This window comes from Arthrobacter livingstonensis (genome assembly GCF_003219815.1).
Classification (GTDB): Bacteria; Actinomycetota; Actinomycetes; order Actinomycetales; family Micrococcaceae; genus Specibacter; species Specibacter livingstonensis.
Genome location: NZ_QJVD01000017.1, coordinates 1 through 12,412 on the forward strand (window position 1 = coordinate 1; position 12,412 = coordinate 12,412).

A 12,412-nucleotide genomic window follows, 5' to 3' on the forward strand; every position below is an offset into this window, starting at 1 on the left:
CTACAATTATTGGTATAAAAGTGGCCCTTTCCCCGGGATCCAGCGAGAAACCGGGGAAAGAGCCTACGTAACTTCAGCTTAGTCTTGAGGGGACCCACCCACCGATCCGGGCCTCGACGGCCTCGACCACCGGAAGGGCCCGACCACATTCGTGGTCGGGCCCTTCCCTGTTGTCTCAGTGCAGCCTCAACCCAGCTGGAGCACGCCGTCTACGCGACGCCGGATCCCCAGCGGGTTGTCCTCGCGCAATGCCTCGGGCAGCAGCGCCGCCGGGGCATCCTGATAGGCGACGGGGCGCTGGAAGCGGCGCACCGCCGTCGCACCCACCGAGGTGAACAGGGACGTCGTGGCCGGGTACGGCCCGCCATGCTGCTGGGCCCAGTTCACGGCCACGCCCGTGGGCCAGCCACCAAACAGCACGCGACCGGCGAGGCCGGTCAGCTGGTCCACCAGCGGCGCCACGTTCTCGCCGCCCGCGGCATGGACGGTGGCCGTCAGGCTGCCCGGCACCAGCGCCAGCGCAGAAGCCAGCTCGGCCTCGGATCCGTATTCAATGAGCAGGGCGGCAGGCCCGAAGCACTCCTCCAACAGCTCGTCCGGGCGCTCAATTACGTTGGCCGCCGTGGTGGAAAACAATACGGCGGACGCCCCGTCCGCCGCCGCGTCCTGTTGGGTGGTGCCGCTGAGCACCGTGACGCCGGGCTGCCCGGCCAGGCCGGCCAGCCCTTGCGGGTAGGCGGAAGCAATGCGGTCGGTCAACATCGGAGCAGCTGCCCTGTCTGCACATTCGGCCGCCACCTCGGTGCCGAAGCTGGTCCCGGCCGGGATGAACACCAGGCCGGGCTTGGTGCAGAACTGGCCGGCACCCATCGTGAAGGATGCGGCCAGTCCTGCCGCAAGGCCGGAGCTGCGGGCGGCCATGGCACCGGCGGTAATGACCACGGGGTTCAGGCTGCCCAGTTCGCCATAGAACGGAATGGGGTCCGGCCGGGACACGGCCAGGTCAAATAGGGCCCGGCCGCCAGGGATGGAGCCAGTGAAGCCCACAGCCTTGATGTGCGTATCCTGCACCAGCGCGGTTCCTGCCTCCCGGCCGGCGACCAGGGCAAACAGGCCGGCGGGAGCACCGGCGTCGTTCAAGGCCTGGGACACAATCTCAGCGGTGCGCTTGGACAGTTCCAAGTGGCCGGAGTGCGCCTTGACGATCACGGGGCAGCCCACGGCCAGCGCGGAGGCCGTATCGCCGCCTGCCACCGAGAAGGCAAAGGGGAAGTTCGACGCCGAGAACACAGCGACCGGGCCCACGGGACGCAGGATGCGGCGCAAGTCCGGCGACGGCGGCGTGGCGTCCGGGTTGGCGTGGTCAATGACGGCCTCCAGGTAGGAGCCTTCGGTGATGACGCGGGCGAACAGTCGCAGCTGTCCCGTGGTTCGGGCCACCTCACCGGTCAGGCGGGCGGTGCCGAGCCGGGATTCGGCGTCGGCGATTTCCACGAGTTCGGCCACGTTGGCGTCGAGGGCGTCGGCCACTGCCAGCAGCCAGGTAGCGCGCACGGCGTCGCTGGCGGCTGCGGCCGGTCCGGCTGCCGCGTGGGCGGCAGCCGTCAGGTCTTGAAGGTCTTGCGTTGCGGTCTGCACGAAAATGATTCCTTTAGTTGGGGGTGACGCTGTCGACGAAGTCCAGGCCGAGCCCGGGGCGCCCGGTTCCGGAAAGCCGGCTGTCGCGGATGGTGACCGGGGACGGCCCGGTCAGGATGCCGAGCTGTTCAAAGGAGGAGTCCTCCACGTCCTCCACGGCAACCGGGCTGGCCAGGGTCAGCGCCAGCTGCCCGGACAGTTCCGGCAGCAGGTGCGGGGCCACGGCGATGCTGTGGGTGCGGGCCAGCTCCACGATCCGGCGGAACGGCGTGATGCCGCCCACCCGGACAATGTTGGGCTGGATGACGTCCACCGCCTCTGCGTCGATGAAGTCGCGGAAGCGCTGGATGGTGTGCACGTTCTCGCCCAGGGCGATCGGCACGGGCGAGTGCTTGCGCAGGCGCCGGTAGGCCCACAAATCATCGGCGCGGATCGGTTCCTCCAGCCAGTGGAGGTTGAACTGCTCCAACCGCGTCAGGGCCCGGATAGTGGTGGGCAGGTCCCAGCGCTGGTTGGCATCAATCATCAGCGCCCGGTCCGGGCCGATGACGCTGCGGACGGCGGCCACCCGCTCCACATCCTCGGCGATGTCCGGCTTGCCCACCTTGATTTTCACCGCGGAGTGGCCGGCCGCAACCCAGCGTTGCGCCTGCGCCACCAGTTCCTCGAGCGTGTAGTGCAGGTTCACTCCCGAGCCGTACACCTCCACGGACTCCCGGCGCTGCCCCAGCAGCCCCGGCACGGACGTGCCGGCATTGCGGGCGGCCAGGTCCCACAGGGCCAGGTCCAGCCCGGCCATGGCGATGGTGGTCAGCCCGCCGCCACCGGCCTCGTGCAGGCGCAGCCACAGCGCATCCCACAACGGTTCCGGCTCCGCAGGCAGGCCCACGGCAAAGCTGGCGATGTCGTTGTCCAGCAGCGCCCGCACGGCCTGGGGACCAACGGTCGGTGTCCAGGAAAACCCATGGCCGGTGCCGCCGTCGTCCGTTTCCACGGTGGTGGCAATGATGTGGTTCTCCGGCGCATCCACACCCCAGCTGCGGCGCAGGGGCACCGTCAGCAGGGCGGTGCGCAGGGCGGTGATCTTGGCGCTCATCGGGCGGCCATGGTCAGGCGTTGGCCAGCGTATGGCTGGCGGCAAGCTCGTGGCCCTTGGCCAGGATGGCGGCCAGGCGTGCTTCCTGTTCGGCCGTCGGGTTGACCAGCGGAGGCCGGACGGAACCGACGGCGAGCCCGGACTGGCGCAGACCGGCCTTGATGAGGGAGACGCCGAACCCCGGGGTTTCGTCGCGCAGGCGGACCAGCGGGGCGTAGAAGCCGGCAATCAGCTCTTCGCGGCGTTCCTCGTTGCCGTCGATGTAGGCGCGGTAGTAGGCCGTGGCGATCTCCGGGGCCATGGCGAACGCGGCCGAGGAGTACAGCGGCATGCCCAGTCCGCGGTACGCGCCCTGGGTGAGCTCGGCGGTCAGCAGGCCGTTGAAGAACAGGAAGTCCTCGCGGCCCGTGGCGCGGACAGCGGAGACAATTTCCTGGGCCAGGCCGACGTCGCCGATCCCGTCCTTGAAGCCGATGACCTTCGGGTTGCCGGCCAGCGCGACCATGGCTGCGGCCGTGAACTTGGCATTGGCACGGTGGTAGACGATCACCGGCAGCCCCGTGGCGCCGGCAATGGCCTCAATGTAGGCGACGAGGCCTTCGACAGGGGCACCGACCAAGTACGGCGGCAGCACAAGCAGGCCGTCGGCACCCGCTTCCTCGGCGGCACGCGCAACGTCCAGGGCGTGGCCCAGCGGACCGCCCGCACCGGCGATGACGGGCGCCGCGCCATTGACAACCTCGACGGCGGCGCGCACCACGGTCCCCACCTCGGCCAGGCTCAGGGCATGGAATTCGCCGGTGCCGCAGGCGGGGAAGATGCCGCCAGGACTAAAAGGCAGTCGTGAGGCGATGTGCTCCTTGAGCAGGGCAACATCAACGTGGCCGTCCCCGGTGAACGGGGTGACGGGAAAAAAAAGAATGCCTTCGAAGTTCATGGTGGTCTCCTACTGTGAGTCGGCGGCGACAAAGTCCGCGCGGTTGGTGTCGACGAGCTCGGTGCGCCAGCTGCGTTGCGGCGTCCAGCCCAATACACGTTGTGCCTTGGCAATGGAGAATGCTGGGCTTGCGCCGGTGAGCCCGGCGGCCAGTTCCCCGCAGCCGGGCAGGAATTCGGGCATGAGTTTGGCCAGGGGTTCAACGGCGAGCGCGTCCGCGGCGCCCACAAAGAACGTTTGGGCGTTCTCGATGGTGTCCATCCTCTCCAGCAGCACGGCCAGGAAATCGGCCACGTCACGGGCGTCCACGTAGTTGAACAGTGCCGGCGCCGACAGTGCCGGGTCGGCCAGGCGCTGCGCCAGGGTGTGGCCCTGCTGGGTGGGGGCGCCTTCCCATTCCTCCGGTGAGATGACGTAGCACGGCCGGAACGCGGCATAGCGGATGGCGTCCCCGTGGGCGGTGGCGAACATCCGCATGACCTGTTCGGCCACCAGTTTGGACAGGGCATAGGCGTTCCACGGCTTGGGCGTGGTCCGTTCGTCCAGCGGGAAACCTTCGGGCAGCCAGCCCCGCGGGTTGCCGTAGCCCAGGACCGTGGGGCTCGAGGCGGTGACAATCCTGCCCACGCCGGCCTCGGTGGCCGCGTTGATCACATTGAACGCCAGCATGGTGTTCGTCTTAAGTATCACGTCTTCGGGGGCGCTGAACGGCACGGCGATGGCGGCCAGATGGATGACCGCGTCGGGTGCGTGCCGGCGCATGGCCGCACCCACGGCTCCGGCGTCGAGGAGGTCAACGGTTTCCTGGGCGACGCTGGCAAACGCCGGCCCGGCCGGCAGGGCATCGCGGTCCACGGAGACCACGCTGTGCCCGGCCGCGGCAAAGCCGGCCACAACGCTGCGGCCCAGCCGCCCGGAGCCGCCGGTGATGAGAACCTTGGTCATGCCCTAGTCCTTTCCGGAGTGCAGGGGTGCGGCCTTGGCCAGGTCCGCGCCGAGTCCAAGTTCCGGAACGCGAACGGGCAGGCCGGTGGCCAGGGACTCATTGCCGGCGATGCCCACGGCCACCGCGCGCAGGCCGTCCAGGATGCCGGACGGACGGCCCAGCGGGTCTTCCCCCGGGCCGTTGAACAGATCGGAGAGCAGCAGCACGTCACCGCCGCCGTGTCCGCCGTCCCCGTTGACGATGGGCACCTCGTAGGCGGCCTCCCAGTGGCGCTGGACCACCAGGCGCTCACCGTTGCGGCGCACGGCGTCGTCCTCCTCGACGGGAGTGGCGCTGGGGTCCACCACGTTCTTGGTGTCGGTGCTGTTGAGCACGGCAGCGCGCTCCACCACCTCCAGCTCGGCCCGGCCCTCGGTGCCGTTGACGCTGACACGGTAGCCTTCCCACGGGCTGTGGGCGTTGAGGGAGTAGCTGAGGGTGGGGCCGCCGTCGTAGTCCACGGTCAGGGCCATATTGTCCTCGATGGTGATGCCGCCGGAGAATACGTCCTGGTCGCGGAGGTAGCCGTCGAACTTCTCATTGTCCAGGTACAGGGCGCGCAGTTTTTCGTCCTCACGCAGGTCCAGGGCAAAGGGGTCCTGGACGTTGCGGTCAACCGTGCCGCGGGCCGGGCGCGCGCCCAAACCGCGGGCGGCGGCGTTCTCCGCACCGTAGAAGCGCAGGCCGCCGGAGGCGTAAACGCGGGCGGGTGAATCGTCGATCCACCAGTTGACCAGGTCAAAGTGGTGGGAGGCCTTGTGGATAAGCAGGCCGCCGGAGTTCTTCTTCTCGCGGTGCCACCGGCGGAAGTAGTCCGCGCCATGGACGGTGTCCAGCACCCAGCTGAAGTCGATGCTGGTCACCTTGCCGATCACGCCGCTTTGGATGATCTCCTTCAGCGCGCTGTTGCGCGGCGAGTAGCGGTAGTTGAAGGTGACGACGACGTTGCGCCCCGTCTCCTTGATGGCGGCGGTGATGCCGCGGCAGCCGTCCACGTTGATGGTCAGCGGCTTTTCCACGACGACGTCGGCCCCCGCCCTGAGTGCCTCGACAATGTAGTCGGCGTGGGTGTAGTCCGGGGTGGTGATGATGACCCGGTCAATGGCATGGGCCTGGATGTAGGCGGTCAGTTCGGATGGCTCAAAGCTGTCCAGCCGTGCGGCTCCGCCGTCCGCGCCGCCATCGGCCCCGAGGCCGGCGGCCAGGGCGCGGTAGTGCTCCACACGGCCGGGGTTGACGTCGCTGATGGCCACCAGTTCGGCCACGTCGGCGTGCGCCCCCAAGACGGCGCGAATGTACATTTCGGAGCGGGAACCCGTGCCGACCAGGACGAGCCGGGCCTTGGCCTTGCCGCCTGCTTCCTCTGCGGGGATCTGCGGGGACGTCGCAAGGATACTCATGAGCTTCAACTGCCCTTTCATTTCTGCTTACGCTGCGGTTGGCTTGCCCTTGCGCCGGCGGAACTTCTTCGTTGCGGGGACGAGCGATATGGGGATGATTGAGAAAGCGTTTTCTCAATCCGTTATATGCTTTGTATCAACACTCTGGGCACCACGTCAAGGAGCACAGCCAATTGGCGTTGCTCCGCGAGGCGGCGCCCTGGAACCCAACTCGAACGCAAGGAGCATCATGGCGAAGCGAGCCCGGACCACCCGTGTCGGCATCTCCGACGTAGCCACCAAGGCCGGAGTTTCCCTGGCGACCGTCTCGCGGGTCATGAATGGGAACTTAAGCGTGGATCCGCAGATCGCCAAGCGTGTGCGCGCGACGGCGGCCGAATTGAAGTACCTGCCGAACCCGACCGGCCGGAACCTGGCGCGCGGCAAGACGGACACCATCGGCGTGGTGGTCCCGGACCTGGGCAACCCCACCTTCCAGGCCGTGCTCCGCGGCGTGAGCCGCGCCGCTGCGCAGGACGGCTACCGCGTCCTGATCGCCGACTCCTCCGAAGTCTCAAGCGAAGAGGCCATCCTGGCCGGCGAGGCCCGCCGCCGCTGCGATGGCGTGGTGCTCTGCGCGCCCCGCATGGGTGCGGCGGAGCTTGAGGAGCTCGCGCCATCGCTGCACCCCATGGTGCTGGTCAACCGGGCTACCAACGCCACCGGAAGCCCCAGCGTGATGGTCGACTACGGCAAGGGCATCCAGGACCTGGCAGCACACCTCGTGGAACTCGGCCACACGCGTCTCGCCTACGTTGCCGGTCCGGCCAGCAGCGCCTCCCACGGACTTCGCCTGGCGGGGCTGGAAACCTTCAAGCGCTCGCACCCCGGCATTGAGCTCAAGGTCCTGCCCAACGGCTCCACCTTCGAGGACGGCTACAATTCCGCGGACGCCGTGGTGGCCTCCGGGGCAAGCGGCATCATGGCGTTCAACGACCTCACCGCCATGGGCCTGCTCAGCAGCCTCAATGAGCGCGGCATCAGGGTTCCGGCGGACATGTCGGTCACAGGCTTCGATGACATCCCGTTCGCCCGCTACACCACCCCGGCACTGACGACGGCGGCGGTGCCGATAGTGGATGTGGGTGAACAGGCCTGGCGGCAGATGCGGGAACTCCTCAACGGCACCGCCGGGGGCGGCACCTCAGCGACGCCTGGCCAGGCTGGATCCGAGGTGGCGGCGGGCACGACGGCGGCGCCCACAACCAGCATCTTCACCCCTACCCTGGTGGTCCGCGGCAGCACGGCCGCCCCGCCTGCCACCGGGCGGTAGGTCCGTCGGGGCGCCGAACATTGCCAGGGGCGGCGCCCCGTTGCGGCGCCCCGTTGCGGCCCCAGGGAATGGCGTGCCCTTGCGTCACGCTTCCCTACACCGACGCGGGCACCGGCCATTGACCACCGGCCATTCGATTGATACGTTTCACTGAGAAAGCGTTTTCCATTTGAAGCGAGGGCCCTTGAGCAAGCCTGCCTCCCACCCACCAGTCATCCAACTAGCTGCCGTCCAGCCCTCAGCTGTCCGGGCCGGTGCCGCCCGGGCCGGTGCCTTCCAAGCTGCTGCAGACCAAGCTGTTGCGAACCAGTCCGAATCCGCCCACACCGGGGCAGCCGCGCCAGTTCGCGTTTCCCTCCTGTTGACCGACGGCCGGCGCTGCCCGCTGACCGTAACGCTCACCCCGACCTTCAGCTGGCAGCTGGCAGGGCAGGGCCGGGCTGCCCGGCAGGACGGCTTTCAGCTCGCGGTGTTCGACGCTGCCGGCACGCCCCACTGGGGCTCCGGCCTGCGCCCGGGCGGGAGCCAGTGCTGCCGCTATGACGGCCCGCCGCTGGAACCGGATGCCGACTACACATGGCAGCTGCGCCTCCGCGACGGCCGCGGCGCTTTTTCCCCCTGGTCGGAGCCCGCCGCTTTCGGTACGGGCCCCTCCAACTTCGGCGCAGCCTGCGAAGCCGCGGCACCGGGCGCCCGCCACGCAGCCGTGGAGGCTGCAGGCAGCAGCCGGGCCACCTGGATTTCGCGGGAGCCGGGAGGACGCGCAGCTGTGTCGATCGCCGACGGCAACTTCCGGGTTGCCGCCGTCGAACTGCTCCGAATTCCCCTTGGCCCCGCGGCAGACTTCACGCTGCGGACCAGGCTGCGCGTTTCAATGGGCGGACTGACGCTGCTGCTGCGCGCAACCGGCGGCGGCATCGCCACCACCACCCACACCGCTCGCACCGGGGCCGCCGCCGGGGCAGCTGCGGATGACGCCTCACCGGACGGCATCGCGCTGCGGCTCACCGGAACGCTGCAGTGCAGCTGGGAGGACATCCCGGGGACTCCCCGGTTGGCCGAACCACAGGAGGCGCCGGTTTTTGTGGGCCTGGATGGCAGTCCCGGCTGGCACGAACTTGAGGTCCGGGCCGCCGGCAGCCTCCTCACGGCCGCCGTCGATGGCAGCATTGTCTCGACCTTCCACTCCGACATTGCCGGCCCGGGATTCCTCGCCATCCGGCAGGCACCGCGGGAACAGGCAGAGTTCAGCTCGCTGGCCCTGGAGACAGCCGCTGGAACGCAGGAGCTGTCCTTTCCGCAGGCGGGTCTGGACGGCTGGGATCTGACCACGCCCGGTCGGGAGATCGACGAATGGACCCTGGCCCGGGGCACCTTTCCACTGACCGGGCGGGTGGCTCGCGCCCGCCTCTACGCGGCCGGCTGCCACCTGTATGAGCTCCACGTCAACGGCCGCCCGGCGGGCCGGGGCGGCACCTTCAGCTACGCCGGCGAAGGCAGGTATCAGGCCTTCGACGTCACCGAACTGGTCCAGAACTCCCCTACCGTCACCCTGGCCGCCCTCCTGCACTGGTCTGGTCCCGGCCAGGGCCGCGCGCCCGGCACTCCGGGCCTGCTGGTGCAGCTGTGCGTGACGTACGACGACGGCACCCGGGCGGCCTTTGGCACGGGAGCCGGGTGGCTGGTGGCTCCAGGACCCTACGAACAAAGCGGCTACCGCAATGACGAAGGCGATCCCGTGGAGCACCTCAACGCGTTGCGCTGGCCCGGCGGCAGCCCGGAGGCGTGGCGCCAGTCCGGCTTTGACGATTCCGGCTGGCAGCGCGCCGTGGTGGCGGCACCGCGGGAAGCGGCCGGACTCCTGCCGCAGGAAACCATGTTGGCCGAAGAATTCGTGGCCGCCGCAAAGATCCTGTGGGCGGCCGACGGCACGCCCGTGGCCGACTTTGGCCGGGTGCTTCCGGCCCGGCCCGTCGTGGAGTTCCTGGACGGCACCGCCGGCCGGACCGTGTCACTTCGCGCCGGCTACACGCTTGGCCCGGACGGCCGGGTGAACCGGGACAAGCTGCAGACGCAAAACACGGACATGTCCTTTCCGTACACCCAGGCGGACGGCCCCCAACAGTATCGGGCGTTCACCCACCTCGGCTTCCGTTACCTGGAGATCCCGGGCATCGCCGCCGGGGAGCTGGGAGCCGTGGGCGCCGTCGTCGTGCACGGCAGGCAGCCGTTTGACGGCGTGCTGCGCAGCTCGGACCCGGGCCTCAATGCCGTCATCAAGCTGCTGGCCGACTCCACGCTATACGGTATCCAGGAGCAGTTTGTGGACACGCCCACCCGGGAAAAGGGCCAGTTCCTCGCCGACGCCGTCAATATTTCCTACGCGGCCATGTCCCTTTTTGGCGACCGCGCCTACACCCGGACGGCCCTGCTTGAATTTGCCGCATCCGCCCGGCGCTACTGGTCCGGTGCACAGGAGCGCGGCCGGTACAACGCCGTGTACCCCAACGGCGACGGCAAGCGGGACATCCCCGACTTTTCCCTGCAAATGGTGGAGTGGGCGCTGGAATACCACCGGCAGTCCGGTGACGCGGCACTCCTGGGCGAGCTGTACCCGCAGCTGAGGGACACGGCCGAGTATGTGCTGCGCCACCTGCCGCAGGACGGGCCCACGGCTGGGCTCGTGACGGATTTGGGCGGCGGCTCCGGCCCCTACCTGCACGGGATTGTGGACTGGCCGGCGCCCGGACGCTTCGGCTACGACATGGACACGGCGGCCCGGACGACGGTCAACGCGCAGGCGCACGGCGTCCTCGACGGAGTGGCCCTGATTTCCGAACTGCTGGACCGGCCTGCGGGCGAGACCGCGGACTACCGCCGCGCGGCGCAGGCCCTGGCTGCGGCCATGAACGCCAGGTTGCGGGTGGCCGGGCGTTTTGTGGACGGACTGCACGCCGACGGCTCCCCCAGCACACACGCGTCGTCCCACGCGACGTCATTCCCCCTGTCGCTGGGCGTGACGGATCCGGAGTATTGGGAGTCCGACGCCGGATACCTCGCCTCCCGCGGCATGCGCCAGGGCCCCATGACCGTGCACCGGCTGTTCCGCGCGCTGCTGCGCGCCGGCCGGGTGCAGCCGGTGGTGGACCTGCTGACCAACGCGGACGGGCCCGGCTGGATGCGCATCCTGGCAGCAGGAGGGACGTTCACCTGGGAGGCCTGGGACTTGGTGGAGGGCACGGACTACAGCCAGTCGCACGCCTGGAGCGCATCGGTCCTGCGCGAAATTGTGGAGCACCTGCTCGGCGTTCAGGTGTTGGAACCGGGGGGCGCCTGCCTGAGGCTTTCCCCGCCGCTGTGCTCGCTGACTGCCTTTGCCGGCACCGTGCCCACCGGGCGCGGTCCCGTCTCACTGGCTTGGGAACGTGACGGGGACGCCCTGCGCATCTCAGCCAGCCTGCCGGCCGGAACAACGGCCACCCTCGAGGTGCCCGCGGGAAGGTACCGTGTTGGCGGAAGCGGGAGGCAGGAGCCGTATTCGTACGAATCAGGGCCGGAAATCGAGTTGCCGCCCGGAAGCTGGGACATTCAGCCGGTGGGATAGCCTGCCGCCGTGGCGCTGGCTGTCCGGGCACACCCTCTGGCGGCCAACGGGTGTGCCCGGAAACTGCCGGCCGCGGTGGGGCGAGGGTTGGGTCAGCGCAGCGGGTTGAAGTGGCGCATGATCGCCGGCGGTGTGGTGCCGGTCAGCCCGGCGGCTATCATCTTGCCGGTCAGCGGCCCCAACGCGATGCCCCACATGCCGTGCCCGCCGGCCACGTGGACACGTGGCGACCTCGAGGCGCCGACCAGCGGGAAGCCGTCAGTGGTGCAGGGGCGGGCTCCCACCCATTCCTCGGCGCGGTCCTCCCAATTGATGCCCGTGAACATGGGCGAGGCGGCCTCCACGATGGCCTTGATGCGCCGCGGGTCCAGCGGGGCGTCGACGTTGCGGAACTCCATCATGCCGGCCACCCGGAACCTGTCACCGAGCGGCGTGCAGGCCACCCGCTGGTCGGGGAAGTAGATGGGGTGGCTGGGCATGGCCTCGGGCACCACGGTGAAGCTGTAGCCGCGGCCCGCCTGAACCACCCGCTTGACGCCGAACTTGCGGGCCAGGGCACCCAGCCAGGCACCCGTGGCGAGGACAACGGCGTCGGCCTGCAGGGAGCGGCCCTCGGAGCCAATGACTTCCACTCCCGTGCCGGTGTCGCGTACGTCCACCACGTTAAACGCGCCCGTGATCGTGGCGCCCCGGGACGTGACGGATTCTGCCAGCGAGTCCATGAACGCCGGCGGGTTGATGTAGCGCTGGCCACGGATTTTAATGCCGGCCACCACGGCAGGGCCCAGGGTCGGTTCCAGTGCACGGAGCTGTTCGCCGGACATCAGCTCATAGTCCACGCTGCCGCCGGTTTCGCGGATGACGTTGAACTCCCTTACCAGGGCGTCACGGTCCGCCACGGAAGCGAAGCCGGTGAGAAAGGGCTCGGCCGGGTGGGTGGGTTCGGCACCGGGCCCGGCGGCCTGGGCGATCTCATCAAAGGCGTCCAGGCCGGTGTGGCCCACCTCGGCGAAGACGCCCATGGCCGCACGCCATTTGCCGGGCGTGCAGTTGCGGGCAAATCCGGCCAAAAACTTCAGCAGCGACGGGTCCGCGGAGAACGGGATGTACAGCGGCGACGCCGGGTCCAGCATGGCCTTGAGTCCAGTCCTCAGCACGGACGGCTCGCTCAGCGGCAGGGTTAGCGCCGGGGTCAGCCAGCCGGCATTGCCCCACGAGGAGCCGCTGGCAACGCCACCGCGGTCCACCACGGTAACTTTGATGCCGTGCTCCTGCAGATACCAGGCCGTGGATAATCCAATGATCCCCGCACCAACCACCACCACATGTCCAGGCGCCTTTGCACTGACCACGATTCACACTCCCTAGACGTTGGCCGGCGTCTTTGGCGCCGGCACCATCCCCAGCGTATCCGCAGTCCCACCGGGACTGGAATCAGGA

Annotated in this window: 8 protein-coding genes; 2 read left to right on the forward strand and 6 right to left on the reverse strand. The window is 69.0% G+C overall.

The features are described 5' to 3' along the window. Positions 1–186: 186 nt before the first annotated feature. Genes CVV68_RS15055 through CVV68_RS15075 form a run of 5 tightly spaced genes read right to left on the reverse strand, consistent with a single transcriptional unit; the run spans position 187 to position 6,056 of the window. Positions 187–1,638: an aldehyde dehydrogenase (NADP(+)) gene (locus tag CVV68_RS15055; RefSeq protein ID WP_110501830.1), complete on the reverse strand. Its 1,452-nt coding sequence runs from the start codon at positions 1,636–1,638 to the stop codon at positions 187–189. A 13-nt stretch (positions 1,639–1,651) separates the two neighbouring features. Continuing rightward, positions 1,652–2,734, reverse strand: a complete 1,083-nt coding sequence (locus CVV68_RS15060) for a mandelate racemase/muconate lactonizing enzyme family protein (protein ID WP_110501831.1) — start codon at positions 2,732–2,734, stop codon at positions 1,652–1,654. Between the two features lie 13 nt (positions 2,735–2,747). Then, entirely contained in the window at positions 2,748–3,671 is a 924-nt protein-coding gene (locus CVV68_RS15065) for a 5-dehydro-4-deoxyglucarate dehydratase (protein WP_110501832.1), read from the reverse strand. Positions 3,672–3,680: 9 nt separating this feature from the next. Then, positions 3,681–4,616 carry an NAD-dependent epimerase/dehydratase family protein gene (locus CVV68_RS15070; RefSeq protein ID WP_110501833.1) on the reverse strand — a complete coding sequence of 312 codons (936 nt, stop codon included), beginning with the start codon at positions 4,614–4,616 and terminating at the stop codon, positions 3,681–3,683. A gap of 3 nt (positions 4,617–4,619) precedes the next feature. Beyond that, the gene (locus tag CVV68_RS15075; protein ID WP_110501902.1) at positions 4,620–6,056 is read right to left on the reverse strand and encodes a Gfo/Idh/MocA family protein; all 1,437 of its coding nucleotides are present in this window, start codon (positions 6,054–6,056) and stop codon (positions 4,620–4,622) included. Between the two features lie 229 nt (positions 6,057–6,285). Between CVV68_RS15075 and CVV68_RS15080 the strand changes: the two genes are divergently transcribed. Further along, on the forward strand, positions 6,286–7,368 hold the full coding sequence (locus CVV68_RS15080) for a LacI family DNA-binding transcriptional regulator (RefSeq protein ID WP_110501834.1): 1,083 nt from the start codon (positions 6,286–6,288) through the stop codon (positions 7,366–7,368). Between the two features lie 184 nt (positions 7,369–7,552). After that, positions 7,553–10,972, forward strand: coding sequence for a family 78 glycoside hydrolase catalytic domain (locus CVV68_RS15085; RefSeq protein ID WP_110501835.1), 3,420 nt, complete (start codon positions 7,553–7,555; stop codon positions 10,970–10,972). 92 nt (positions 10,973–11,064) lie between these two features. Here the strand turns inward: CVV68_RS15085 and CVV68_RS15090 are convergent, their stop codons facing one another. Further along, positions 11,065–12,324 (reverse strand): NAD(P)/FAD-dependent oxidoreductase, encoded by a 1,260-nt coding sequence (locus tag CVV68_RS15090; protein ID WP_110501836.1) that lies wholly within the window; start codon positions 12,322–12,324, stop codon positions 11,065–11,067. Positions 12,325–12,412 lie beyond the last annotated feature (88 nt).

Bases quoted from the DNA above. Each gene is read 5' to 3' on its own strand.
- CVV68_RS15060 (WP_110501831.1), bottom strand. From the start codon at position 2,734: ATGAGCGCCAAGATCACCGCCCTGCGCACCGCCCTGCTGACGGTGCCC.
- CVV68_RS15065 (WP_110501832.1), bottom strand. From the start codon at position 3,671: ATGAACTTCGAAGGCATTCTTTTTTTTCCCGTCACCCCGTTCACCGGG.
- CVV68_RS15070 (WP_110501833.1), bottom strand. From the start codon at position 4,616: ATGACCAAGGTTCTCATCACCGGCGGCTCCGGGCGGCTGGGCCGCAGC.
- CVV68_RS15075 (WP_110501902.1), bottom strand. From the start codon at position 6,056: ATGAGTATCCTTGCGACGTCCCCGCAGATCCCCGCAGAGGAAGCAGGC.
- CVV68_RS15080 (WP_110501834.1), top strand. From the start codon at position 6,286: ATGGCGAAGCGAGCCCGGACCACCCGTGTCGGCATCTCCGACGTAGCC.